At 63.3% G+C, this 22,848-nt stretch carries 27 protein-coding genes; 10 read left to right on the top strand and 17 right to left on the bottom strand.

The genetic code is table 11. The features are described 5' to 3' along the window. Positions 1-45: 45 nt before the first annotated feature. Positions 46-471, bottom strand: coding sequence for an Hsp20 family protein (locus OHD62_RS12300; protein ID WP_263782957.1), 426 nt, complete (start codon positions 469-471; stop codon positions 46-48). Between the two features lie 143 nt (positions 472-614). On the opposite strand from OHD62_RS12300, the gene OHD62_RS12295 reads away from it, so the two are divergent. Then, positions 615-1,556, top strand: coding sequence for a nucleoside hydrolase (locus OHD62_RS12295; RefSeq protein ID WP_263782956.1), 942 nt, complete (start codon positions 615-617; stop codon positions 1,554-1,556). 9 nt (positions 1,557-1,565) lie between these two features. Here the strand turns inward: OHD62_RS12295 and OHD62_RS12290 are convergent, their stop codons facing one another. The 6 genes from OHD62_RS12290 to OHD62_RS12265 form a co-directional block, all read right to left on the bottom strand. After that, positions 1,566-1,931, bottom strand: a complete 366-nt coding sequence (locus OHD62_RS12290) for a hypothetical protein (protein WP_263782955.1) — start codon at positions 1,929-1,931, stop codon at positions 1,566-1,568. A gap of 5 nt (positions 1,932-1,936) precedes the next feature. Then, a complete protein-coding gene (locus tag OHD62_RS12285) occupies positions 1,937-2,260 on the bottom strand; it encodes a hypothetical protein (protein WP_263782954.1) in 324 nt (107 codons plus the stop codon). An 88-nt stretch (positions 2,261-2,348) separates the two neighbouring features. Next, a complete protein-coding gene (locus tag OHD62_RS12280; protein ID WP_263782953.1) occupies positions 2,349-2,963 on the bottom strand; it encodes a LysE family translocator in 615 nt (204 codons plus the stop codon). 110 nt (positions 2,964-3,073) lie between these two features. Then, a complete protein-coding gene (locus tag OHD62_RS12275) occupies positions 3,074-4,534 on the bottom strand; it encodes an amidase (RefSeq protein ID WP_263782952.1) in 1,461 nt (486 codons plus the stop codon). Further along, positions 4,531-5,436: a ribokinase gene (locus tag OHD62_RS12270; RefSeq protein WP_263782951.1), complete on the bottom strand. Its 906-nt coding sequence runs from the start codon at positions 5,434-5,436 to the stop codon at positions 4,531-4,533. Before OHD62_RS12270 ends, OHD62_RS12275 begins: the two co-directional genes overlap by 4 nt. Before the next feature lie 113 nt (positions 5,437-5,549). Beyond that, on the bottom strand, positions 5,550-6,437 hold the full coding sequence (locus tag OHD62_RS12265) for a methylated-DNA--[protein]-cysteine S-methyltransferase (RefSeq protein ID WP_263783867.1): 888 nt from the start codon (positions 6,435-6,437) through the stop codon (positions 5,550-5,552). A 132-nt stretch (positions 6,438-6,569) separates the two neighbouring features. Between OHD62_RS12265 and OHD62_RS12260 the strand changes: the two genes are divergently transcribed. Continuing rightward, entirely contained in the window at positions 6,570-7,385 is an 816-nt protein-coding gene (locus tag OHD62_RS12260) for a class I SAM-dependent methyltransferase (protein WP_263782950.1), read from the top strand. Positions 7,386-7,446: 61 nt separating this feature from the next. On the opposite strand, the gene OHD62_RS12255 is transcribed toward OHD62_RS12260, so the two are convergent. Further along, the gene (locus OHD62_RS12255) at positions 7,447-7,941 is read right to left on the bottom strand and encodes a DUF2244 domain-containing protein (protein ID WP_263782949.1); all 495 of its coding nucleotides are present in this window, start codon (positions 7,939-7,941) and stop codon (positions 7,447-7,449) included. Between the two features lie 22 nt (positions 7,942-7,963). Here OHD62_RS12255 and nth point away from each other — a divergent pair, with 22 nt between their 5' ends. Next, complete coding sequence (gene nth / locus OHD62_RS12250) at positions 7,964-8,773, top strand: endonuclease III (protein ID WP_263782948.1); 810 nt, start codon at positions 7,964-7,966, stop codon at positions 8,771-8,773. 33 nt (positions 8,774-8,806) lie between these two features. Here nth and OHD62_RS12245 read toward each other — a convergent pair whose 3' ends face one another. Then, entirely contained in the window at positions 8,807-9,472 is a 666-nt protein-coding gene (locus OHD62_RS12245) for a TetR/AcrR family transcriptional regulator (RefSeq protein ID WP_263782947.1), read from the bottom strand. A gap of 54 nt (positions 9,473-9,526) precedes the next feature. Between OHD62_RS12245 and OHD62_RS12240 the strand changes: the two genes are divergently transcribed. Further along, on the top strand, positions 9,527-10,282 hold the full coding sequence (locus OHD62_RS12240; RefSeq protein WP_263782946.1) for an MBL fold metallo-hydrolase: 756 nt from the start codon (positions 9,527-9,529) through the stop codon (positions 10,280-10,282). A gap of 197 nt (positions 10,283-10,479) precedes the next feature. Here OHD62_RS12240 and OHD62_RS12235 read toward each other — a convergent pair whose 3' ends face one another. The 4 genes from OHD62_RS12235 to OHD62_RS12220 form a co-directional block, all read right to left on the bottom strand. Beyond that, positions 10,480-11,988 carry a tripartite tricarboxylate transporter permease gene (locus OHD62_RS12235; RefSeq protein WP_263782945.1) on the bottom strand — a complete coding sequence of 503 codons (1,509 nt, stop codon included), beginning with the start codon at positions 11,986-11,988 and terminating at the stop codon, positions 10,480-10,482. A gap of 10 nt (positions 11,989-11,998) precedes the next feature. Then, positions 11,999-12,472 carry a tripartite tricarboxylate transporter TctB family protein gene (locus tag OHD62_RS12230; RefSeq protein WP_263782944.1) on the bottom strand — a complete coding sequence of 158 codons (474 nt, stop codon included), beginning with the start codon at positions 12,470-12,472 and terminating at the stop codon, positions 11,999-12,001. A 95-nt stretch (positions 12,473-12,567) separates the two neighbouring features. Further along, a complete protein-coding gene (locus OHD62_RS12225; RefSeq protein ID WP_263782943.1) occupies positions 12,568-13,542 on the bottom strand; it encodes a tripartite tricarboxylate transporter substrate-binding protein in 975 nt (324 codons plus the stop codon). Positions 13,543-13,713: 171 nt separating this feature from the next. After that, positions 13,714-14,169, bottom strand: coding sequence for a DUF2214 family protein (locus OHD62_RS12220; protein ID WP_263782942.1), 456 nt, complete (start codon positions 14,167-14,169; stop codon positions 13,714-13,716). 283 nt (positions 14,170-14,452) lie between these two features. Here OHD62_RS12220 and OHD62_RS12215 point away from each other — a divergent pair, with 283 nt between their 5' ends. After that, positions 14,453-14,992 (top strand): GNAT family N-acetyltransferase, encoded by a 540-nt coding sequence (locus OHD62_RS12215; protein WP_263782941.1) that lies wholly within the window; start codon positions 14,453-14,455, stop codon positions 14,990-14,992. A gap of 24 nt (positions 14,993-15,016) precedes the next feature. On the opposite strand, the gene OHD62_RS12210 is transcribed toward OHD62_RS12215, so the two are convergent. Next, on the bottom strand, positions 15,017-15,790 hold the full coding sequence (locus OHD62_RS12210) for an IclR family transcriptional regulator (RefSeq protein ID WP_263782940.1): 774 nt from the start codon (positions 15,788-15,790) through the stop codon (positions 15,017-15,019). Positions 15,791-15,990: 200 nt separating this feature from the next. Between OHD62_RS12210 and OHD62_RS12205 the strand changes: the two genes are divergently transcribed. From OHD62_RS12205 to OHD62_RS12185, 5 genes are all read left to right on the top strand, one after another. Then, positions 15,991-16,968, top strand: coding sequence for a Bug family tripartite tricarboxylate transporter substrate binding protein (locus tag OHD62_RS12205; RefSeq protein ID WP_263782939.1), 978 nt, complete (start codon positions 15,991-15,993; stop codon positions 16,966-16,968). Between the two features lie 129 nt (positions 16,969-17,097). After that, the gene (locus tag OHD62_RS12200; protein ID WP_263782938.1) at positions 17,098-17,634 is read left to right on the top strand and encodes a tripartite tricarboxylate transporter TctB family protein; all 537 of its coding nucleotides are present in this window, start codon (positions 17,098-17,100) and stop codon (positions 17,632-17,634) included. 4 nt (positions 17,635-17,638) lie between these two features. After that, complete coding sequence (locus tag OHD62_RS12195; RefSeq protein ID WP_263782937.1) at positions 17,639-19,162, top strand: tripartite tricarboxylate transporter permease; 1,524 nt, start codon at positions 17,639-17,641, stop codon at positions 19,160-19,162. A gap of 15 nt (positions 19,163-19,177) precedes the next feature. Then, a complete protein-coding gene (locus OHD62_RS12190; protein ID WP_263782936.1) occupies positions 19,178-20,380 on the top strand; it encodes a CaiB/BaiF CoA transferase family protein in 1,203 nt (400 codons plus the stop codon). Further along, the gene (locus tag OHD62_RS12185; protein ID WP_263782935.1) at positions 20,377-21,228 is read left to right on the top strand and encodes a citryl-CoA lyase; all 852 of its coding nucleotides are present in this window, start codon (positions 20,377-20,379) and stop codon (positions 21,226-21,228) included. The genes OHD62_RS12190 and OHD62_RS12185 overlap by 4 nt, the downstream gene beginning before the upstream one ends. A gap of 9 nt (positions 21,229-21,237) precedes the next feature. Here the strand turns inward: OHD62_RS12185 and OHD62_RS12180 are convergent, their stop codons facing one another. The 3 genes from OHD62_RS12180 to OHD62_RS12170 all read right to left on the bottom strand — a co-directional run bounded on the left by OHD62_RS12180 (position 21,238) and on the right by OHD62_RS12170 (position 22,847). Continuing rightward, positions 21,238-21,732, bottom strand: a complete 495-nt coding sequence (locus OHD62_RS12180) for an NUDIX hydrolase (RefSeq protein WP_263782934.1) — start codon at positions 21,730-21,732, stop codon at positions 21,238-21,240. A gap of 110 nt (positions 21,733-21,842) precedes the next feature. Next, positions 21,843-22,148, bottom strand: coding sequence for a hypothetical protein (locus tag OHD62_RS12175; RefSeq protein ID WP_263782933.1), 306 nt, complete (start codon positions 22,146-22,148; stop codon positions 21,843-21,845). 237 nt (positions 22,149-22,385) lie between these two features. Next, positions 22,386-22,847 carry a PTS sugar transporter subunit IIA gene (locus OHD62_RS12170; RefSeq protein WP_263782932.1) on the bottom strand — a complete coding sequence of 154 codons (462 nt, stop codon included), beginning with the start codon at positions 22,845-22,847 and terminating at the stop codon, positions 22,386-22,388. Position 22,848 lies beyond the last annotated feature (1 nt).

Below are 22,848 nucleotides of genomic sequence, written 5' to 3'. Positions count from 1 at the left end.
AGGGCGCCGCTCAAGGCCGCCTCGCATGAGAGCCATCGGTAAAGATCAGTCTTTCACCGAAATGTTTATTTTCCGTACCAGCCGTTCGGACTCGGGCCGATCGAGATCGATCGCCAAAAGCCCGTTCTTCAGCTCCGCCGCGATCACCCGCATACCGTCGGCCAGCACGAAACAGCGCTGGAACTGGCGAGCGGCGATGCCGCGATGAAGGAATTCGCGCTCGGTTTCGTCGTTCTGACGGCCGCGCACGACCAGCTGGTTTTCCTCCGTGGTGACATCGAGATCGCTTTCGGCGAAACCGGCGACGGCGAGGGTGATACGCAACCTTTCGGTCTTGCCGTCGGCGCCGCTGAGGCGCTCGATATTGTATGGAGGGTAGCTGTCGCCCGACTTCGCCAGACGCTCCAGGGTCTTTTCCATAGCGTCGAAACCCAGGAGAAGCGGGCTTGAGAAGGGCGTCATTCGGCTCATGTTACAGTGTCCTCTTGAGAGCGACATAAAGCGGAAAAACCCGGATGGCATTTTTCCCGATGGTCTTGATATGGTCCGCCCCGCCATCAAGTTCAAGCCACCATAGACCCCGCCCAAAAAGACTCCCCAGACAAGGAATTGAAATGCCCCAATCCCGCAAGATCATCATCGACACGGATCCCGGCCAGGATGATGCCGTCGCCATATTGCTGGCGCTCGGCAGCCCCGAACTGGAAATCGTCGGCATCACCGCCGTCGCTGGCAACGTGCCGCTGAAGCTTACCGAAAAGAATGCCCGCAAGATCTGCGAACTGGCCGGCAGGCCCGACATCAAGGTCTATTCCGGCGCCATCCGGCCGCTGGTGCGCGAACTGGTCACCGCCGAGGAAGTGCATGGCAAGACCGGCCTCAACGGGCCTGACTTGCCCGAGCCAAAGATGAAGCTGCAGGACCAGTATGCGGTCGATTTCATCGTCGAGACGCTGATGAAGGAAGACAGCGGCGCGATCACGCTCTGCGCGCTCGGGCCGCTCACCAACGTCGCGCTGGCGCTGATTCGCGAGCCCAAGATTGCGCCGCGCATCAAGGAGATCGTGCTGATGGGCGGCGGCTTCTTCGAGGGCGGAAATGTCACGCCGACCGCCGAATTCAACATCTATGTCGACCCGCAAGCCGCCGATGTCGTGCTCAAATCCGGTATTCCGATCGTCATGATGCCGCTCGACGTCACCCACAAGGCGCTGACCACCGCCACACGCACCAAGGCCTTCCGTAAGCTCGGCACCAGAGTCGGGATCGCCACGTCGGAGATGCTGGAATTCTTCGAGCGCTTCGATGAGGAAAAGTACGGCACCGATGGCGGGCCGCTGCACGACCCTTGCGTCATCGCCTATCTGTTGAAGCCGGAGCTGTTCAAGGGCCGCAAATGCAACGTTGCCGTGGAGACGGCGTCCGAACTCACCATGGGCATGACCGTCATCGACTGGTGGCGCGTGACCAAGCGGCCGAAGAACGCCATGGTGATGCGCGACATCGACCATGATGCGTTTTTCGCGCTGCTGGTGGAAAGGCTGGGGCGGCTTTAGGGCCGCTCCTCACTCGCGCAGGAGACGGTAGGTTTCGGTGTCGTTCTGGCGATGCTGTCGCTCGATCGAGACTTGTGAGCCGATGGCGCGTGGCGCATCGTCATAGACGAATACCAACGGGCCATTTTCGTCGAGATGGATTCCGTACAAATAACGGAATCCGCTGGTGATCCCGGTATCAGGTGACGGAGATGCGTTGAGGACGGTGGCGACTGTCCCGGTCATCGGCTCCAGGTTGACGATGGGACTGCTCTGCCTTGCAATCATTGCGCCGATTGCAAGGAGGCAGCCGCCTACAACAAGGCTGGTGACAATGATGCCCCGGAGATTTTCCCGCAGGAGCATTAAGGTGAGGGCGAACCGCGCTTTTGCCATGTGGCTCAATCGGCGAAACGGTAAGAGACGGAGCCGCTGTCGCGCGTGACGCGTTCAATGCTGACGCGCGAGCCGATCAGGTGCGGACGATCGTCGTCGATGAGAACCGGTGAACCGTTTTCGAGAAAAAGTACATAAACAGTGCCGTGTCCTTTGCCCCACTGAACACTTTTGATCGCTGCGTCGATCGCTTCAACCGACCGGACCGGGCTTGCGTCATCCGCCCATTTGTTCAGAGCCGAGGGAACCATCACCGCGAACAAAGCGCCGACCAGGATCACGCCAAACGCGTTCCTTTTTATATCCGCATAAGTCCAGAACACAGACATGAATCCCCAAGCATCGATTCATTTGGTGGCAAGAAGGCCGAGTTTCAATCAGCCTTCTTGTTCGCCCGCCGGCTTCAGGTTGCCGCCGTTACTTCGCCTTGGAAAACGCCAGCCAAAGACCGCCGCCGACCAGGAAGCTGCCGCTGATCCTGGACATGAGCTTGATGCGGCTGGCCGAGAGCAGACGCCCGGCGCGGCCGGCGGCGAGCGCATAGGTCGAATCCGATACGGCGGCGAAGATCATGGCGGTGAGGCCCATGACCACGATCTGCAGCGTGTAGTTGCCTTGCGGCGCAATGAACTGGGGGAAGAAGGCGCCGAAGAACACCAGCGTCTTGGGGTTGCTCAGCGCCACCAGCAAGCCCTGTAGGAAGAAGCCGCCGCGCGGTTTTTTCGCCGATCCGTCGGCATTCAGCGTCCCCTTGGAGCGGAACATCTGCACGCCCATCCAGATCAGGTAGGCCGCGCCGATGAGCCTGACCCATTCAAACCAGTGACCCATGCCCGCGATCAGCGAGGTCAGGCCGATGCCGACAATGGCGATCATGATCGCAAGGCCGGCCTGCGTGCCGGCGACATTGGCAAGGCCGGCGCGCGAGCCATGGCGGATGCTGTTGGCGATGATCAGCGTCACCGTCGGTCCGGGCACCAGAATGATGACAATGCAAGCGACGACATAGGTGATGTAGAGTTCCAGCGACATGGGTTTTCCTCGACAGAATGCCGCTGTACGACGCGGCTGACCAGATCAATGCATGGCGGCGAAGCCGGTGCAAGCCGGCGCGACAGATTGCCGACGAAGCGGAATTGACTTCAGGAGGCTCCGGCCTGCCAGGGCAGCATGGTTTCATAGGCCGCCGCTGCTTTCAGCACGGCCATATCGCCACGCGGACGCCCGATTAGTTGCATGCCCATTGGCCTCCCCTTGGCGTCGAAGCCGACGGGCACGCTGATCGCCGGACAGCCGCCAAGCGTGGCGAAGGCGGAAACCTGCATCCAGCGGTGATAGCTGTCCATGGCGCGTCCCGCCACCTGGCTTGGCCAGTGGGTGGCGACCTCGAACGGGAAGACCTGTGCGGTCGGCAGGGCAATGAGGTCGAAACGCTCGAACAGCGACAGCAGCGTTTTATGCCAGGACGAGCGCCTTACCGTGGCGGCGTGGACCTGCGGCGCCGTGAGGCGCATTGCGTTCTCCACTTCCCACACCGCTTCCGGCTTCAGAAGCCGGCGTTTGACGGGATCATCATAATGCGCCTTGAGCGCGCAGCCGCTGCTTGCCTGGCGCAGCGTCACAAAAGCCTGCCAAAGTGCTTCGAAGTTGATATCCGGCAGCAGCGCCTCAGACTGAAAGGAAACTTCGGCGAAGCGGCCGAGAGCGGTCTCGCAAAGCGGCAGAATGCCTGCCTCAACCGGCAGATGGCCGCCGAGATCGCCGAGCCAGGCGATGCGGCCGCCAGCCACCGGTGTTTGCAGTCCCGTCAGGAAAGAGCCCTGCTTATGATGCGAGAGCGGTGCGCGCGGATGGTAGCCGGCCTGCTCGTCGAGCAGCAGCGCCATGTCGCGCACGTTGCGGCCCATCGGTCCTTCCACGCCCATCTGCGCGTGGAAGACATCAAGGTCCGGCCCGGCCGGGACAAGTCCCTGCGACGGGCGGAAGCCATAGACGTTGTTGTAGGCGGCCGGGTTGCGCAACGAGCCGCCAAAGTCGCTGCCGTCGGCGACGGGAAGCATGTCGAGCGCCAGCGCTACAGCCGCGCCACCGCTCGAACCGCCGGCGGTCAAGGCCGGATCGAAGGCGTTGAGCGTCGGCCCGAAGACGCTGTTGTAAGTGTTGGAGCCAAGCCCGAATTCGGGAACATTGGTCTTGCCGATGATGATGGCGCCGGCCTTGCGGACGCGCTCGACGAAGAAGTCGTCCTCCTCAGGCACGAAATCGGCGAAGATCGGCGAGCCGAAGGTGGTTCTGAGGCCCTTGGTCAGGGCAAGGTCCTTGATCGCGATCGGCAGGCCAAACAGCGATCCGGCATCTCCGCCTCGCGCCAGATGGGCGTCCGCCGCGTCGACCTCGCGCACGATGTCGGTACGATCGCGCAGCGAGACGATGGCGTTGACCAGCGGGTTGACCGCTTCGATCCGGTCGAGGAATGCCGTCACCACCTCGCGCACCGACAGGCGGCGCTGCCTGATCGCTTCGGCAAGGTCTATCGCCGACTGGCGGCAGATATCGCCGGCAGCCGGCACGGCGTGTTTCGTGGTAGGGCGGTTGCTTGTCATGCTGATTTCCGCGAGGCGGCATCGACATCCCCGGCCAGCGGGATCGCCGGCTGGGCGCCGGGTTTCAAGCAGGCGAGCGAGCCGGCAATGGCGGCGCGGGCGAGCGCCTGTTCGAGCGGCAGGCCCGACGAGAGGCCGGCGGCGAAATAGCCGCAGAACGTGTCGCCCGCACCGACCGTGTCGACCGGGGTGATCTTCAGCGCTGGAACCGTCAGGAAATCCTCTGAAGTCGCGGCCAGCACGCCGTCGCCGCCAAGCGTGACGACAATGGTGCGGCCGGTTTTACCGGCATAGTCGCGCATCCGTGCCGGACGGTCGCGGCCATTCAACGACAGCACTTCGCCGTAAAGGTCGAATTCGGTTTCGTTGGCGACGACGTAGTCAGCCTTGCCGAGGAAAGGGGCGGCCTCGCCGCGGAACGGTGCCGTGTTGAGCACGGTGATGGCGCCGGCTGCCCGCGCTACCTCAAGTGCTGCATCGACGGTCTGCAGCGGGATCTCCTGCTGCAGGAGCACGACATCGCCCTTTTTGACGAAGGCCTTGGACAGATCGCCCGGGACAACTGAATCGTTGGCGCCCGGCACGACGGCGATGACGTTCTCGCCGTCGTCGCCGACCATGATCACGGCTATGCCGGTCGAGGCAAAGGTTTCGCCGACACCGGACAGGTCGATCTTGCCATCCCTGAGCAGCGCCAGCGCCTCAGTGGCGAAATTGTCCCTGCCGACGGCGCCGACCATGCGCACCTTGGCGCCGGCTCGCGCGGCGGCCAGCGCCTGGTTGGCGCCCTTGCCGCCGGGCGCGGTGGCGAAACCGGAGCCGCGCACCGTCTCGCCGGGTGCGGGCAAACGGTCGACATTGGCGATAAGGTCGAGATTGATTGAGCCGATAACGATGATCAAGAAAAGCCTCCTGCTGAATGCGCGGGAAGCTATCCTGTAAGGCCGCCGCTTGCCAGACCGCGCGAGACGATCCCGCGCGGTTTGATGTCAGGCCCTGGTTCTAGGGCGGTTCTTCAAGAGCCGACCTGTCCCGCTTCCCAGCCAAGGATGGCGCGTTTGCGGGTCAGGCCCCAGTGGTAGCCGGTGAGCGCGCCGGACTTGCCGAGAGCCCGGTGGCACGGCACCACGAAGGACATCGGATTGGCACCGACAGCCGCACCCACCGCCCGGCTGGCGCTCGGCGCGCCGATGCGGGCGGCGATCGAGGAATAGGTGCAGGCCTTGCCCATCGGGATGCGCAGCAGGGCTTCCCAGACGCGCAGCTGGAAATCGGTGCCGATCATGACGACGCGCAGCGGCTGGTCAGCGCGCCACAGCGCCGGATCGAAGATGCGCGCGGCATAGGGCGCGGTGGCGGCCATGTCCTCGACATAGGTCGCGTTCGGCCAGCGGCCGGACATGTCGGCGAAGGCGGCGCGCTCGCCGCCGGCATCGTTGAAGGCGAGGCCGGCAAGGCCGCGATCGGTGACCATGATCAGTGCGATGCCGAAGGGCGAGATGTGGTAGCCGTAGCGAATGGTCAGTCCGGCGCCGCGCGTCTTGTAGTCGCCCGGCGACATCGCCTCATGGGTGACGAAGAGATCGTGCAGCCGGCCGGGGCCTGACATGCCAACCTCGAAGGACGTCTCGAGCAGCGGCATGCCGGAATCGAGCAGCTTGCGGGCATGGTCGAGCGTGACCGCCTGCAGAAAGGCCTTGGGCGACAGGCCGGCCCAGCGGGTGAACAGTTTCTGCAGGCCGGTCGGTGTCTCGCCGACGTCGGCGGCCAGGGCTTCCAGCGAGGGCTGGTCGCGATAGTCGAGGCTGATCTTCTCGATGGCGCGCCGGACGACTTCATAGTCGTCGCCCTCGGGCGTGATGTCGTTCTGAAGGATGGCTGACGGCTTCATCTGTGCATTCATGGTCATCTGGGCGTTCATGGCAATATCTCCTTGACCGCGAATATCGTCCTTCCCGCCCTTTGCCACCACCCGAAACTTGCCTTCCTGCCGCATATACCCAGATAGGACTGGCTTCGATCCGAGGAGACAATGATGGCTGGCGAGAAGGTGCATCTTACCAAGGAGAAGGAGACGCTGCTGATCACCGTCTATGGCAAGGCGCTGGAAAGCCGGCTTCCCAACTCGCTGCTGAAGGACCATTTCGCGGACGAGGCGGTTCGCCGGATCGACTATGATTTCTCCAGGCTCAAGATCGACGACAATCTCGGCGTCAGTCTGGCGATCAGGGCGAAGACACTGGACGACTGGACATCGGCCTTTCTGGCGAAGAACCCAGACGCCGTCGTGCTGCATCTCGGCTGCGGGCTCGACACGCGGGTATTCCGCATCGATCCGCCGCCAGGCGTGGAGTGGTTCGATGTCGACTATCCCGAGGTGATCGAGCTCCGGCGCAAACTCTATCCGCTGCGCGACCATTACCACCTGGTCGCTTCGTCAGTCACCGAGCCGGGATGGCTCGACGAAGTGCCTGGCGATCGTCCGGCCATGGTCGTGGCGGAGGGCCTTACCCCTTATCTTGCGGTCGACGAGGGGCCAAGACTGTTTTCGCGGCTCGTGTCGCATCTGGCCAGCGGCGAACTTGTCTGCGACGCCTACAGCGATCTGGGTCTGAAACTGGTGCGTCTCAACCCGGCGTTCCGTGCCACCGGAGCCGAACTCCACTGGGCCATCAACGATCCGCGCGCGTTGGAGCAAGCAGTGCCCGGCCTGCGGCTGGTGGAGGAGACCATGGCCTACAAGCCCGAACACGCCGCCCGCGTGAGTTGGTTCGCCGGGCTGATCTTTCGCCTCTGGAGCCGCATTCCGGCTCTTCGAAGGGTCGGCAGGCTAATGCGGTTTCAATTTTGAAGTCTTTGTTTTTGTGCATGTCGTAGCCCCAAAACCACTGCACACTTTTGGGCGACATGCATTAGCGCGCCTTCGCAGTCGCCAGCGCCCTTGAAAAGGCAGTGGCAAAGCTCTCACGATCGTCGGGGTTGAGGAAGCCGCCGATCGGCACGTTCTGTCCCTGCGCCTCCACCGCCATCCTGGTGATGCCGATCTCGGCGTGGCGGGCAATCGAAAAACGCGCCCAGAACGGGTTGAAGCGATGCGCTTCCGATTTGCCGGAGGGCGCGGTCTTGCGGATGTCGAGGCTGGTGCGCGAGACCGACACTTCCTCGCGGGCACGGGCGGCGCGGTAATTGGCGCGGAAGGCGATGTAGATGGCGATCACATCCAGCCCAAAGAAGCCGAACACCGGCCAGGCGCCGCGCGACAGGAAAAACGCGCCGGTGACCAGCCAGCCGAACAGCAGCGCGCCCATCAGGATCGCAAAGCCAGTCTTGCCGAGCGAGCGGTGTGGTGTCAGCAAGGCGTGGAAGAAGGGCTCGTCGGCCTGGAAAGAGGCGTTTGTGTCGCTCATGGCGGGATATTATAGGAAGGGAATGACGAGTCCCAAGTCCAAAAAATCCTCCACACCCAAAAATGAATTGCCGCCGGGCCGGCGCGACGGCTCGAACGCCAAGCCACGGCCGAGGCCGGTGCGATCTTATTCGCTCTACAGCCCGGCTGAAGTGCACGAGATTTTCCGGCGGTTTTCGGTGCAGCGGCCCGAGCCGAAAGGCGAGCTCGAACATGTCAACGCCTTCACGCTTCTGGTGGCGGTGGTGCTTTCGGCGCAGGCGACCGATGCCGGCGTCAACAAGGCGACGCGGGCGCTGTTCAAAGTGGCCGACACGCCGCAGAAGATGCTGGCGCTGGGCGAGGCCAAGCTCGGCGATTATATCAGAACGATCGGGCTCTGGCGCAACAAGGCCAAGAACGTCATCGCGTTATCGGAAGCGCTGATCCGCGACCATGGCGGCGAGGTGCCGGATGATCGCGATCGGCTGGTCCAGCTGCCGGGCGTCGGGCGCAAGACCGCCAATGTCGTGCTCAACATGGCCTTCGGCCAGCATACGATGGCGGTCGACACACACATTTTCCGCATCGGCAACCGGCTTGGTCTCGCGCCCGGCAAGACGCCGGAACAGGTCGAGCAAGGACTCCTGCGGATCATTCCGGACGAATATATGCACCACGCGCATCACTGGCTGATCCTGCATGGCCGCTATATCTGCAAGGCGCGCAAGCCGGACTGTCCGGCCTGTGTCATCGCCGATATCTGCAAGGCCGAGGAGAAGACGACCGACGTACCGGCGCCGCTGGTCGAGATCGCGCCGCTCGGGACGGCTGAGGCGGTAGAGTCGGACTAGGCTCAGGGCCTATTGAACGGTTGCTCCCAGCCGTCACTGCGCGCAATCCACGGCCCGGACCATCGCCTCCACTGCATCGCCCGTTTCCAGGCCGCCATCGCGCACCAGCGTGCGCCATGTGTAGAAGCTCAGCGCCAATCGCATTACCGGGCGCTGCCTGGCACTCAGCCCGTCGCCGAGAACTTGTTGATAGGCCGCGAGATACGGCCCGAACCGCATCTCGGCAACCTCCTTTGTAAGCACGTGATGTTCGGCGTCGCGCAGCACGCAGGCGGCATGTGCGGCATTGCGCTCGAACCAGGCATAGATCGCCCGCAATCCGGTGCGCAGGCGCTCGCGTCTGTCGCCAATCGCGCGCCATGGCTCGGCATTCGGCAGCGGGTCGCGCTCCATGGCCAGCCCCGAACAGGCGAGGAAGAGGCTGCGTTCGTCGGGAAAATGCGCATAGAGCGTGTGGCGCTGAACGCCGGCGCGCTCCGCGATCATGCTGAGGCTCGTGAGCGCCGGGCCGACGCTCGTGTGCAGGTCGACCGCGGCTTCGACGATGCGGCGACGGGTTTCCGCCAACTGCTCGGCTCGGCGATTGAGTGTATATTTCCGCGTCATGAAATTCCACTGCACATGTATGTGCATCCATTGTTGACAAAATTGCCAATTTTCACTACACACATATGTACTTCGAAATTCGTCGAAGTCCACCCCCGGCCGCAGCTGGCGAGAAGGGAACGTCGAACCGCACTCGAGGAGAATGGAATGGAAACAAAGATCAGCGAAATCGCCGACGGCATGTATCGCCTTTCAACCTATGTGCCCGACATTGCGCCGCCCGCCGGCTTCACCTTCAACCAGTTTCTCGTGCTGGGCGACGAGCCGCTGATGTTCCACACCGGCCTGCGCAAGATGTTCCCGCTCAACCGTGAGGCCCTGAGCCGCATTATCCCGCCCGAGCGGCTGCGCTGGATTGCATTTGGCCATTTCGAGGCCGATGAATGCGGCGCGATGAACGAGTGGCTCGCAGTCGCGCCGCAGGCGACGGCCGCGCACGGACAGACCGGCGTCTACGTGTCGCTCAACGACTTCGCGGACCGTGCTCCCCGTATGCTGCAGGACGGCGAAGTGATCGAACTCGGCGCCGGCAAGCGCGTCCGCTTCATCGACACGCCGCATACACCGCATGGCTGGGACGCGGGCGTCATGTACGAAGAGTCGACCGGCACACTGCTGTGCGGCGACCTCTTCACTCAGCTCGGCAATGATCGCTCGCTGACGGATGGCGACATCGTCGGACCGGCAGCGGCCGCAGAGGATATTTTCAAGTATTCCGCCCTCAACCCCTGCATGGGTGCAACGATCCGCAGCCTCGCCGGGCTCGCGCCGCGCACGATGGCGCTCATGCACGGACCTTCCTTCACCGGCGACGGCGCCGCCGCCTTGCGCGCCCTGGCGGACGACTATGACAGGCGCATTTCCGCCGAGTGGCACGACAGGTTGCAACGCACGGCCGCGTGAGCCATTTCGGCGACCAGAAGCATCGTTCCGGCCGTCGCGACAGGAGCTTCGATCGCGACGGGAGAGGGCGGCCGAGGGCGGTGGTCAATGTGAAAGGCGCGGCGGATCGTATCCCGTGCTTGGCGGTGCTGGTGTGGTGAATTGAAGTTCCTGCTATTTTGATGGCATGAAACGTCAAATCCACCGGATTCAATAACCTAATTCTCTTCCACGAACACCTCTTCGCGCTTCTTCTTGACCGCGGGCAGGAAGACGATGACGAGCACGACGAGCGCGACGAGGAGCAGGCCGGCGCTGATCGGTCTCGTCGCGAAGGTGCTCGGGTCGCCGCGTGAGAGAATCATGGCTCGGCGCAGGTTCTCCTCGAGCAGCGGGCCGAGCACGAAGCCGAGCAGCAGCGGCGCGGGTTCGCAGCGCAGCTTGGTCAGGAGATAGCCGAGGAAGCCGAAGAAGGCGACGGCATAGAGGTCGTAGACATTGGTGTTGACGCTGTAAACGCCGATCGAGCAGAACGCCATGATGATCGGGAAAAGCACGTAATAGGGGATCGTCAGCAGCTTCACCCAAAGCCCGATCAGCGGCAGGTTCAAGACGATCAGCATCAGATTGCCGATCCACATCGAGGCGATAATGCCCCAAAACAGCGCCGGCTGTTCGGTCGCGACATTGGGGCCGGGCACGATGCCCTGGATGATCATCGCGCCGATCATCAGCGCCATGACCGGGTTGGCCGGAATGCCGAGCGTCAGCATCGGGATGAAGGAGGTCTGCGCGCCGGCATTGTTGGCCGATTCCGGTCCGGCGACACCTTCGATGGCGCCCTTGCCGAATTCCCCCGGGTTTTTCGATACGCGCTTTTCGACCGTGTAGGAGGCAAAGGCCGCCAGGATAGCGCCGCCTCCCGGCAGGATGCCGAGCGCCGAACCGATGATCGTCCCGCGCACGATGGGTGCTGCCATGCGCCGAAAGTCCTCGCGGGTCGGCATAAGGCCGGAGACCTTGCGGATCAGCACGGAGCGCTCATGCTCGTTTTCGAGGTTGCGCAATATCTCGGCGACGCCGAAGACGCCGACCGCCACCGCGACGAAATTCAGTCCGTCGGCATATTCGCGGATGCCGAGCGTGAAGCGCGGCGTGCCGGTATAGATGTCGGTACCGACAATGCCGAGCAGCAGGCCGAGCACGACCATCGCCAATGCCTTGACGATCGAGCCGTGGGCGAGCGCCACGGAGGAGACGAGGCCGACGATCATCAGCGAGAAATATTCGGCAGCGCCGAATTCCAACGCAATGGCCGTCAGCGGCGGGGCAAAGATGGCGACGAGGAAGGTTGATACGGTGCCGGCAAAGAACGAGCCTATCGCCGCGATCGCCAGAGCCGCACCGGCGCGGCCGTTCCTTGCCATCTGGTAGCCGTCGATTGCGGTGACGGCTGACGAGGATTCGCCGGGCATGTTGATGAGAATGGCGGTGGTCGAGCCGCCATATTGCGCGCCGTAATAGATGCCGGCGAGCATGATGAGGGAGGAAACCGGGTCGCCGATCTGGAAGGTGATCGGCAAGAGCATGGCGATGGTCGCTGTGGCGCCGATGCCGGGCAGGACGCCGATCAGCGTGCCGAGAAGGACGCCGATCAGGCAGAAACCGAGATTTGCCAGCGATGTGGCCGTCGAAAAGCCGAGCGCCAGATTGGCGAGGAGTTCCATGGTCATCTCCTCACAATGTCAGCCACGGGGGCAGCCAGGGGCCGAAGCGCTGGAACGGCAGGCCGAGTGCGTAGCTGAAGACGAGGAACGCAAACAGCGTCAGGCCGGCCGACAGCACGAGCGCGGTCAGTGGCTTCATGCGGCCGCTGGCAAACGATGCGATCAGCGCCGTCAGGAAGATCGACGGGATGAAGCCGAGGCCGCGCACCGTCAGGCCGAAGAAGATCGGAGCCGGCAGAATGAACAGCATGCCGCGCCATGCAATGTGGCCGATCGGCTCACTCTCGAAGCGCACCGCCTGGACGAGGATGATGGCGCCAAGCAGGATCAGCACGATCGCCAGCACCAGTGGGAAATAGCCCGGTCCCATGCGGAAGGCGGTGCCGATTTCGAGGCCGAGCGACTGAGCTGCGAAAAATGCGCCGAACAGGATGAACAGCGCGGCGCATAGGCCGTTGGTCCTGTCAATTGCGAAAGGTTTCATGGCGTTCCTCCCAAGGCCGCGCCGCAGGCGCGACGATGCAATGCGAAAACGGGCCGAAGCGAAAACGGGGCGCCGATAGCGCCCCGTTCAAAACCTCAGTCGGCGTACTGGCCGGCAGCTTCGATGATCGGCTTCCAGCGCGCGATCTCACCTTCCAGCTTGGCCTTCAGCGCGGCCGGCGTCGCGTCTGCGTCGGACGACGGCTTGGTGCCGAGCTCGGCGAAGCGGGCGACGACATTCTGGTCCTTCAGCGCGACCTGAAGCGATTTCGACAGGCGCTCGGTGATCTCGGCCGGCGTGCCCTTGGGCGCATAGAGGCCGTGCCAGATGCCGACCTGCACCTCCGGGAAACCGGCTTCCGTCGTTGTCGGCAGATCGGGCAGCACATCGAGGCGTTCCGGCAAGGTGACGGCGTAGGCCTTGATCGTGCCGCCCTGGATCTGCTTGGTGGTGTTCGTCGTCTGATCGCACATGATGTCGACCTGACCGCCGAGAAGATCGGTCATGGCTGGCCCGGTGCCCTTGTAGGGTACGGTGACAAGCGGCGTACCGATCGCACTCATGAACAGCATGCCGCACAGATGCGAGGCCGCGCCTATGCCGGCGTTAGCGACGGTGACGGTATCCTTGTTAGCCTTGACGTAGTCGACCAGCCTCTTCAGATCGGTCGGCTCGAGGTCCTTGCGGCCGACGATGGTCATAGGCACCTCGGTGACGAGGCCGACATATTCGAAGCCGTTCAGCGTGTCGTATGCCAGCTTTCGGTAAAGCGTCGCGCTGGTCGCCATGCCGATGTGATGGAGGAGCAGCGTATAGCCGTCCGGCTCGGCGTTCGCGACGCGACCCGCACCCAGTGTGCCGCCGGCGCCGCCGACATTCTCGACGATGATCTGCTGGCCGAGATCCTTCGACATGGCTTCCGCGACGAGGCGCGTGACCGTGTCGGTTGGGCCGCCGGCCGAAAACGGCACCACAACGGTGATGGTGCGTTCGGGATAGGTTTGCGCGCCCGCAGCGAACGAATAAAGCGTGACGGCTGCGGCGGCCAGAGCGGCGGCGAATGTTTTCATCGTGATTTCCTCCCAGGTTATACATTTTCCAGCCGCGGCGCGACGTTCCTCTCAACACCGGCCGTGGATTTAGAAACAATTAGCGCAAGTTAGCAGATTGCAACCGGACTCAAACGGCAAACTTCTGATATCCGCAACCGTCGTCGGCGCGGACCTTCGGTTCGATCAGGTCTAGTAGCCGTAGCCGCGCGCCATCGCCGCGGCGAAGACCGGGATCAGCAGGAAGATGAAGGCTTCGGCGCGAACATAGGTTTTCACCGAGGCCAGTTCAGCCGCCGGCACGGCGAAGGCGGGATTGGCGACTGCCTGCCTGTTCCAGGACAGGAAGCGGACGGTCGGGATGATCGATAAGAGGCCGACGATGGCGAACGCCGCCATCTTTGCCCAGAACACCCAGTTGTAGACGTAGAATTCCCAGCCCTTCAGGCCGTAAATGACGCGGCCGATGCCGACGATGATGATCAGCATGGCGATGATGCCATAGTGGCGGTCAATGCCAACAAGGCGTCGGAGCGTCATTGCCGGCAATTCGCTACGGATCAGGACAAATTCGGCGCCGATGATGCCGGCCAGCGAAAACACCAGCAGATGATGGATGATGGCCAGCACAAGATCGGTGGTGTCCATGCGCTTTCTCCTCCGTCGGACGGGTATGCGCCGACGCGCTGAATCAGCCCCTCTGCGAGGGTAGCATCGTTCGGCAAAATTCCCATAGCGGCCTACGCCGCCGGCCCGGCTGCCGCCCTCAGCACGGGCATTGCCTGGAGCGGACTTTAGCGCTGGAAGGCGATCTGCGCGGCCTGGCTCTTGTTCGGCGCAAGCAAGTTGCTAACACTGCCCACTTTCAATTTGCGCATGATCCTTTCCAGGATCGGGAGCGGTTTGCCGGGTCAGGCGCAGCGAGGGACCTATGGGCAGTTCGAAAGCAGCCGGCGTGCCGGTCATCGAGACGGAGCGCACTTTTCTGCGGGCGCATCGGCTGGATGATTTCGACAGCTATGTCGCCATGTGGGCCGATCCGTCCGTCACCCGTTTCGTCGGCGGCAAGCCGCGTACGCGAGAGGAAAGCTGGCTGCGCTTCCTGCGCCATGCCGGCCTGTGGTCGCTGCTCGGCTACGGCTTCTGGGCGATTGAGGACAAGGCGACCGGCCGCTTCATCGGCGAGGCTGGCTTTCATGATCTGAAGCGCGATATCGAGCCGTCGATCGAGGGCGTGCCCGAAGCGGGCTGGGCGCTGGCTTCCAACGCACACGGCCAGGGTTTCGCCAGCGAGGTTGTCGGACGGATCCTTGCCTGGGGTGACGAGACTTTCGGGCGCGCCAGAACCGTATGCATCATCGATCCGGAAAATACCGGTTCGCTCAATGTCGCGGCCAAGTGCGGCTACAGGGAAGTGCTGCGAACCACCTATCACGACGCCGCGACGATCCTGCTGGAACGGCGGCCTTGAGCTCCCGCCATCACGCGATTCTGGTCAAGCCGAATTGACGGTTTCCACGCGTTCCGCGCTCGCCTCGTGGGCCGCTTGGTCGAGCATCGAGGCATCTTCGCCAAACGCGTGGGTGGCGCGGGCTGCCGCTTCGATGAGCGGCCGTTTCATGCGCTGGAGGAAGGCTGCGTCGACGCGGGTGCTGGGACCGGCCAGCGTCAGGGCGCCGAGCAAGACGCGCCCCGGCCCGAACACGGGCGCCGATACGCCCGCCGTCTCGGGGTCGCGGTCGCCGACCGTCAGATAGTGATAGGTTTCGCGGATCGTTTCGTAAGGCTCGCCTGGCTCACCGGAAAATGCCGCCAGCACACGCCCGCCCGAACCGGCCAGCAAAGGCAGCACGTCGCCCTCCCGTATGGTGTAGCGAATGGGATGCTTGGACTCGACACGATAGAGACAGGTGCGGACATCGCCCGAGCGTACATAGAAGGCCACGCTTTCCCAGCTCCGGTCGGCGAGGTCGCGCATGATCGGCAGCAGGACGTCGCTTGCGACCACCGAACGCTGATAGAGCGTGCCGAGCCGGAAGGTTGCCGGGCCGACGCGGTAGCGCCCATCGTCGAGGCGCTCCAGCAACTGCCCGCGCAGCAGCGAGCTCGCCAGCCGCAGGATCGTGCTCTTGTAGAGGCCGGTGCGCGCCGCGATTTCAGCCAGGCTGAGCGACCGGTCGGCCGCCGCGAAGGCGTTGAGAATGGCGATGGCGCGATCGAGCGCGGCAACGCCATCGGCTGATGCCGTTTTGGACCGTGCTTGCGTCATCTGTGCGACGATCTCATTTCATTTCCGGTTAGGCGGACCCAACGGAACGATGATGCCTTATTCAGGATGTTCTGTCTAGTAGAATGCCGTTCCTCTTGACAGAACGCAATAAAACCAGCAAGAATTTTTCCGAGCGGGTCTGAATTCAGGCTACGTTTCTGGCAGGCACCGGAGGAGGTGTCGTGATTTGGAGGAATCCCATGCTGAACAGACGCAGTTTTTTGATGAGCACCGCTGCAGCGGGCGCAGCCGGTTTCGCAGCGTTGCATCTTACGCCCGCCTTTGCGCAGGACGCGCCGCAGGTCCAGATCTTCGTGCCGGCGGCGCCCGGCGGCGGCTGGGACCAGACGGCGCGCACGATGGACCAGGTGCTGCGCAGTGAGAAGCTGATCTCCGGTTCGCAAATCACCAATGTCGGCGGTGCCGGCGGCACGGTCGGCCTGCCTCAGTTCATCAACCAATGGAATGGCAAGGGCAATTCGATGATGGTGGCCGGAATGGTCATGGTCGGCGCCATCATCGCCAACAAATCCGCCAACAATCTCACCGAGGTGACGCCGATCGCCCGGCTGACGGGCGAGTTCGAAGCGCTGGTGGTGCCGGCAGCCTCGCCGTTCAAGACCGCCGCCGATTTCGTCGCCGCGCTCAAGGCCGATCCGACCAAGGTGCCGGTCGCCGGTGGTTCGGCCGGCGGCTCGGACCACATCCTGTTCGGTCTCATCGCCAAGACGGCCGGTGTTCCGGCAACCAACCTGTCCTACGTGCCGTTCGCCGGCGGCGGCGAGGCGCTGTCGGCGCTGCTTGGCAACCAGGTGGCGGCCGGCATCTCGGGCTTTGGCGAGTTCTCCGAGCAGGTCAAGGCGGGAGCGCTCAGACTGCTCGCCATCTCGGCCGACAAGCGCCAGGAAGGCATCGACGCCCCGACGCTGAAGGAAGCCGGCATCGATGTCGAATTGTTCAATTGGCGCGGCGTCTTCGCGCCGCCTGGCGTTTCCGACGCCGACAAGGCGGCGCTGATCACGCTGGTCGAGACCATGGCCAAGAGCGAGGCATGGGCCACCGAATGCAAGAACCGCAACTGGACGCAAATCCTGCTCACCGGTGACGACTATGCCAAATTCCTCACCGAGGACACCGCCCGCATCGGGGCGATCCTCAAAGATCTCGGCCTCGCCTGATTGTTCAGAAAGGGGCGGCCTGCGCCGCCCCTTCTTCCGGCCTTCGCCGATCGCATGGACATGTGATCCGGCGCGAGTGAAACTGCGGTGATGTCGGCGGGAGGAGGCCGGCCGTCTTGGGAGGACAAAATGAGCATTAGCGATCCGCAGGCGCCGCGCTCGCGCCTTGCCGTGCCCGAATTGTTGATCGGCATCGGGCTTCTGGCCTGCGCCGCGGCCGTCGCATGGCAGACCCTGGCGATCCCGGTGTCGCCGCTCTATTCCAAGGTCGGTCCGACCGTGTTTCCCTACATCACCATGACAGGCATGGTGATCCTTTCCCTCCTGCTCATTGTCGCCGCGCTCAGGGGCGGCTGGCAGCCGGAGGAGGAAAAGGAAACGTCGACCGACTGGAAGGCGATGGGTTTCGTGGTTGCCGGCTTGGTCGCTAATCTTTTGCTGATACGGCCGCTCGGCTTCACCGCCGCCTCGGTGATCATGTTCGTTCTCATCTGCCACGGATTCGGCAGCAGGCACCCGCTGCGCGACGCGCTGCTTGGGCTGATCCTGGCGCTTGCAGCCTATTTCGGCTTCGCCAGGGCGCTTGGCGTCAACATCGGCGCCGGCTTCATCGAGAACGAGCTGAACACGGTCATCAACGCCATCATCAGCACATTGAGGGGGTGACGCGATGGAAACCCTCAATCAGCTCGCGCATGGATTCTCGGTCGCTTTCACGCCGGTCAACCTCATGTGGTGCCTGGTCGGCACGACATTGGGAACAGCGATCGGCGTGCTGCCCGGCCTCGGGCCGGCGCTGACCATCGCGCTGCTTTTGCCGATCACCTACCAGGTGGCGCCGGAAGCATCCTTCATCCTGTTCGCCGGTATCTATTATGGCGCCATGTATGGCGGTTCGACGACCTCGATTCTGCTCAACACGCCGGGCGAAAGCGCCACCATCGTCACCGCGCTGGAGGGCAACAGAATGGCCCGCTCCGGCCGTGGCGGCGCAGCACTGGCCACCTCGGCGATCGGCTCCTTCGTCGCCGGCACCCTCGGCACGCTCGGCGTCGCCTTCCTGGCGCCGGTCGTGGTCAAGTTCGCGCTTGCCTTCGGTCCGGCCGAATATTTCTCGCTGATGGTGCTGGCCTTCATCACGGTGTCGGCGGTGCTCGGCTCGTCTTCGGTGCGCGGCCTCACCAGCCTGTTCATCGGTTTCGTCATCGGCATGATCGGCGTCGACCTGCAGACCGGGCAGCCGCGCTTCACCTTCGGCATGAACGAACTGCTCGACGGCGTCGATGTCATCATCGTCGCAGTCGGCCTCTTTGCCGTCGGCGAAACGCTGTACATGGCCTCGCGCCGCTATGCCGGCAAGGACGAGATTGTGCCGCTGAAAGGTTCGCTCTACATGACCGCGGCCGAATGGGGGCGTTCCTGGAAGGCATGGCTGCGCGGTGCTGCGATCGGCTTTCCAATCGGCGCCATGCCGGCCGGCGGCGCCGAAATCCCGACCTTCCTGTCCTATGCGATCGAGAAGAAGCTGTCGAAGCACAAGGAGGAGTTCGGTACGGTCGGCGCCATTGAAGGCGTTGCCGGCCCCGAAGCCGCCAACAATGCCTCGGCCGCCGGCGTGCTGGTGCCGATGTTAACGCTCGGCCTGCCGACCTCGGCGACGGCGGCGATCATGCTGTCGGCCTTCCAGAGCTACGGCATAAATCCCGGGCCGCTGTTGCTGACGACACAGGCCAATCTCGTCTGGGGCCTGATCGCCAGCCTGTTCATCGCCAACGTCATTCTGGTCATCCTCAATCTGCCGCTGATCGGGCTGTGGGTGCGGCTCCTCAAGATCCCGGCGCCGCAGCTCTATGCCGGCATCCTGGTGTTCGCCACGGTCGGTACCTACGGCATTTCGCAATCGCCGACCGATCTCGTCATCCTCTATCTCCTGGGTGCCGCCGGTTTCCTGATGCGGCGCTTCGATTTCCCGACGGCGCCGGTGATCATCGGCATGATCCTCGGGCCGCTCGCCGAAACGCAGTTCCGCCGGGCGATGACCATCTCGAACGGCGACTGGTCGGTGTTCTACAAGCATCCACTGTCGCTGACGCTGCTGACGCTGGCCTTCATCGGCCTGGTCGGACCGCATATCTGGGCCTATATCGAGCACCGACGCCGGCGCGGACCGGAGCATGTGCCGGGCGATGCCTGACCTGTTTGTGAGATCATGACCGACCTTTTGTCCGGCATCCGCGTCCTCGACCTGACCAATGTTCTGGCCGGCCCTTACTGCGCCTATCAGCTGGCGCTACTTGGAGCCGACGTGATCAAGGTCGAAGCGCCGAAAGGCGGCGACCTGGCGCGCCAACTCGGCGCTTCGCCCGAGCTGAATGAGGCCGGGATGGGCGCTTCGTTCCTGGCGCAGAACGCCGGCAAGCGATCGGTGGTGCTCGATCTCAAGCAGGAAGCCGATCGCGAGCGCTTCCTCGATCTGGTCGCCACGGCGGACGCGTTGGTCGAGAACTTCCGGCCGGGGGTGATGGAACGGCTGGGCCTCGGCTATGCCAGGCTGAAAGAGGTCCGGCCCAGTCTTGTCTATTGCGCGATATCGGGCTTCGGCCAGACGGGACCGATGCGCGACAATCCGGCCTACGACCAGATCATCCAGGGGCTTTCCGGCATCATGAGCATCACCGGCACGCCGGAGACGGCGCCGCTGCGTGTCGGCTATCCCGTGGCCGACACGCTGGGCGGGCTGGTCGGAGCCTTCGCCATCACTGCCGCACTGGTGAAGCAGAAGACAAGTGGCGAGGGCGCCTTCCTCGACGTGTCGATGCTGGAATGCACGCTCTCCGCACTCGGCTGGCCGGTTTCCAACTATCTGACGGCCGATGTCGAGCCGCAGCCGATGGGCAATGAGAACATGACGGCGGCACCTTCCGGCGCGTTTCGCACCGGTGACGGCCTGCTCAACATCGCCGCCAACAAGCAGGAGCAGTTCGTCACGCTGTGCCGACTGATCGGGCTGCCGGAGCTGGCGTCAGACCCGCGCTTTGCCGAGCGCGAGACGCGCAAACGCAATCGCGCCGTATTGAAGGTGCTGATCGAGGACGCGTTGGCCAGCGACCCGGCTGCCGCCTGGGAGGAGAAGCTCAATCGTGCGGGCGTGCCGGCGGGCCGGGTGCTGACGATCCCGCAAGTGCTCGAGGAGCAGCAAGTGACCCTGCGCGACATGACCACCCGTTTCGATGGTGTGTCTGGCATGGACCGGCCGCTGACCGTCGTGCGCGGCGGCTTCATGGTCGATGGCGCCGCACCCTTGCCGGTCAAGCCGCCGCCCGCGCTCGGCGAACACATGGACGAGGTCTTTTCCGGCCTGCCGCCGCGGGCCAAGGCTGGGGCGCCGGCCAAGACGGGGGCGCGTGGATGAGTGATGCGGAAAAAAGGACCGGGCGCGGGCGCGGCGAAGAATGGTGGCAGACCGAGATCATCGAGATGCGCCCCGGCGTGATCCGGCTGCGCGGCTATGAGATTCAGGATCTAATCGGCCGCGTCAGCTTCCCGGCGATGATCTGGCTGATGCTGCGCGGCGAATTGCCCAGCGAGGAGCAGGCCGCCTTGCTTGGCATCGCGCTCGGTGCAGCCGTCGACCATGGGCCGCAGGCGCCGTCGATCGCCATTGCCCGCATGGCGGCCACTTGTGGCGTCGGCATCAACAGCGCCATGGCCTCGGCCATCAATGTGCTTGGCGACGTGCATGGCGGCGCCGGCGAGCAGGCGCTTGCCTTCTACGGCGACATCGCCGCGGCGCAGGATGCAGGATCGACGCTTGCCGATGCCGTCTCGGCGCGGCTCGACCGTTTCTTCGCCGAGGACAAGGGCTACGTACCGGGATTTGGCCACCGCTTCCATCCGGTCGACCCGCGCGCGCCGCGCTTGCTGGAAGTGACCCGCGATTTTGCCGCGCGCGGTGTCGTCAGCGGGCGCTTTGCCGACATCGCCGAGGCTATCGAGGCCGAAGTCGCGTTGCGAAAGGGCAAGAAAATCCCGCTCAACATCGACGGCGCCACCGCCGTCATTTATGGCGAACTCGGGTTTCCGCCGCCTTTGACACGTGGGCTTTTCGTGCTGTCGCGCTCCGTCGGCATCCTGGCGCATGCGTGGGAACAGTCGCAGCAGAGCGACCGCAACAAGGGGCCGTTGCCGCGCGAGTGGCTGTGGGCCTATACCGGCACCCCGGTGCGGCCTTTTCCTGGACTGGATGAAGAGAGCCGTTGAGGCACGGCCTCATGTGCCATTGGCTGGTTGGGGGGCTGGCTCGGGGGTTGGTTCCGGAATCTTCAGGTCTCTCAACAGCGTTGACAGATCGGGCTCGTCGATAAGCATCGCTGCGTCTTCCGGCGCCAGCCAGGCCCGCTGCCGGCTTTCCGCTTCCCGCCAACTGGCGAGCTCCTCCGTTACCGCCAGCAGATAGACGATGACGTCGACACGCACGAAGCGGTTTTCAAGCCGCTTCCAATAGGAATAGGTGCCGGCCGGTTTCCTGAGCGTCTTGCCGACGACTCCGGCTTCTTCCTGCGCCTCGATGGCGGCCGCCTTGCGTCCGCTCTTGCGCTTCATCGGCCAGCCCTTGGGCACGATGAAGCGCCTGGTCGCGCGCGATGTGACCAGCATTACCTCGACATTGCCGTGTTCGCTCAGCCGAAAGGGAATCGCCGCGACCTGGCGCATCCTTTCGCCTCTTCTTGCCTTGCGTACGGCCTTCTTCTTGCTGGCTGCCATTTGCGAAACCTCAGTCGAGGCAGCGCCCCAGTGAAGCGAAATCAGGTTCGCCACATCAGACGACACCTCGATCCAATAAGTCGGCTAAATAAATGGAAAACGCCAGCCTGTCAGCGACACGTTCTGACAAAACTGCTGCCCGATGGCTGCAACTGGCAACTCGGCTGCATCTGCGGCACCACCGGCCGCTGTTGTGGCGCGATCTGGCGATCCTGGGCACGGAACTGCTGTTGCTGCTGCTGGTATTGCTGCCGCTGCAGCCTGTTTTCCAATATTTGCAACTCATTTTGCTGGATCAGCGTGTTGCGATTGGCGGAGTTGACGGTCTGCGCCGCAACGGACGACGCTGCGCCCGACAACACACCCATAGCCAGCATTGCCGACATGAAAATCGTTGAAATACGAGGCTGCGACATTGCGTTCATTCCCGCGCCAAAAGAGACAACCCTTAATATAGGGCGTCTGTCCGGCGATGCCATGGTCGAGGTTCGATCGCAGCGGAATCGACGCGCCCGCCGCCAGAACATAATATTCGTCAATCCTAATATGCTGGCTATTTCGTTGACCGCTTCAGCGGTGCGCTTGCCAGGACCGCGGAACTCTCGGCGGATTGGGCCAGCGTCTCGGTGTTGCGCGATTATGCTTTCAATCTCTCATTCGGGCGAATCCGCCTGGAAAATTATTGCTGCGTACAGTTCATCGGCGCTTGTAGCGCTGCGGATATTTTTCAAAACCTCGTGCGAGCGCAACTGCCGCGCCACGCAGGCAAGCGCGTCCAGATGATCCTTCCTGCTTTCGCCCGGCATCAGCAACAGGAAGACGATGTCCACCGGAATGTCGTCGACGGCCTCAAAATCGATTGCCTTGCTTAGCCGGGCAAGCATGCCGAATGGATGGACCACGCCCGGCACACGCGTATGCGGAATGGCGATCCCTTCGCCAATACCTGTCGAACCGAGTTTTTCCCGATCAACAAGCGCTTGCAGTATCGGCCCTTCTTCTATCCCGAGCGCCTCGCTGGCTTTCGCAGACATAGTCTGGAGAACACGCGATTTCGACTTGGCCGCGAGATCAAGGACCACGCTTTCCGGCCGGATGAATTCGGCGATTTTCATA

It is taken from the genome of Mesorhizobium sp. YC-39 (genome assembly GCF_025753795.1).
GTDB lineage: Bacteria > Pseudomonadota > Alphaproteobacteria > Rhizobiales > Rhizobiaceae > Mesorhizobium.
Note: the sequence above shows the minus strand (reverse complement) of the source record. Positions and strands in the feature narration are given on the sequence as shown.

Bases quoted from the DNA above. Each gene is read 5' to 3' on its own strand.
- OHD62_RS12230 (WP_263782944.1), bottom strand. From the start codon at position 12,472: ATGAAACCTTTCGCAATTGACAGGACCAACGGCCTATGCGCCGCGCTG.
- OHD62_RS12175 (WP_263782933.1), bottom strand. From the start codon at position 22,148: ATGTCGCAGCCTCGTATTTCAACGATTTTCATGTCGGCAATGCTGGCT.
- OHD62_RS12180 (WP_263782934.1), bottom strand. From the start codon at position 21,732: ATGGCAGCCAGCAAGAAGAAGGCCGTACGCAAGGCAAGAAGAGGCGAA.
- OHD62_RS12280 (WP_263782953.1), bottom strand. From the start codon at position 2,963: ATGTCGCTGGAACTCTACATCACCTATGTCGTCGCTTGCATTGTCATC.
- OHD62_RS12220 (WP_263782942.1), bottom strand. From the start codon at position 14,169: ATGGACACCACCGATCTTGTGCTGGCCATCATCCATCATCTGCTGGTG.
- OHD62_RS12210 (WP_263782940.1), bottom strand. From the start codon at position 15,790: ATGACGCAAGCACGGTCCAAAACGGCATCAGCCGATGGCGTTGCCGCG.
- OHD62_RS12285 (WP_263782954.1), bottom strand. From the start codon at position 2,260: ATGTCTGTGTTCTGGACTTATGCGGATATAAAAAGGAACGCGTTTGGC.
- OHD62_RS12225 (WP_263782943.1), bottom strand. From the start codon at position 13,542: ATGAAAACATTCGCCGCCGCTCTGGCCGCCGCAGCCGTCACGCTTTAT.
- OHD62_RS12195 (WP_263782937.1), top strand. From the start codon at position 17,639: ATGGAAACCCTCAATCAGCTCGCGCATGGATTCTCGGTCGCTTTCACG.
- OHD62_RS12300 (WP_263782957.1), bottom strand. From the start codon at position 471: ATGAGCCGAATGACGCCCTTCTCAAGCCCGCTTCTCCTGGGTTTCGAC.
- OHD62_RS12200 (WP_263782938.1), top strand. From the start codon at position 17,098: ATGAGCATTAGCGATCCGCAGGCGCCGCGCTCGCGCCTTGCCGTGCCC.
- OHD62_RS12265 (WP_263783867.1), bottom strand. From the start codon at position 6,437: ATGAATGCACAGATGAAGCCGTCAGCCATCCTTCAGAACGACATCACG.
- OHD62_RS12295 (WP_263782956.1), top strand. From the start codon at position 615: ATGCCCCAATCCCGCAAGATCATCATCGACACGGATCCCGGCCAGGAT.
- OHD62_RS12170 (WP_263782932.1), bottom strand. From the start codon at position 22,847: ATGAAAATCGCCGAATTCATCCGGCCGGAAAGCGTGGTCCTTGATCTC.
- OHD62_RS12215 (WP_263782941.1), top strand. From the start codon at position 14,453: ATGGGCAGTTCGAAAGCAGCCGGCGTGCCGGTCATCGAGACGGAGCGC.
- OHD62_RS12260 (WP_263782950.1), top strand. From the start codon at position 6,570: ATGGCTGGCGAGAAGGTGCATCTTACCAAGGAGAAGGAGACGCTGCTG.
- OHD62_RS12190 (WP_263782936.1), top strand. From the start codon at position 19,178: ATGACCGACCTTTTGTCCGGCATCCGCGTCCTCGACCTGACCAATGTT.
- OHD62_RS12185 (WP_263782935.1), top strand. From the start codon at position 20,377: ATGAGTGATGCGGAAAAAAGGACCGGGCGCGGGCGCGGCGAAGAATGG.
- OHD62_RS12235 (WP_263782945.1), bottom strand. From the start codon at position 11,988: ATGGAACTCCTCGCCAATCTGGCGCTCGGCTTTTCGACGGCCACATCG.
- OHD62_RS12290 (WP_263782955.1), bottom strand. From the start codon at position 1,931: ATGGCAAAAGCGCGGTTCGCCCTCACCTTAATGCTCCTGCGGGAAAAT.
- OHD62_RS12205 (WP_263782939.1), top strand. From the start codon at position 15,991: ATGCTGAACAGACGCAGTTTTTTGATGAGCACCGCTGCAGCGGGCGCA.
- nth (WP_263782948.1), top strand. From the start codon at position 7,964: ATGACGAGTCCCAAGTCCAAAAAATCCTCCACACCCAAAAATGAATTG.
- OHD62_RS12255 (WP_263782949.1), bottom strand. From the start codon at position 7,941: ATGAGCGACACAAACGCCTCTTTCCAGGCCGACGAGCCCTTCTTCCAC.
- OHD62_RS12240 (WP_263782946.1), top strand. From the start codon at position 9,527: ATGGAAACAAAGATCAGCGAAATCGCCGACGGCATGTATCGCCTTTCA.
- OHD62_RS12275 (WP_263782952.1), bottom strand. From the start codon at position 4,534: ATGACAAGCAACCGCCCTACCACGAAACACGCCGTGCCGGCTGCCGGC.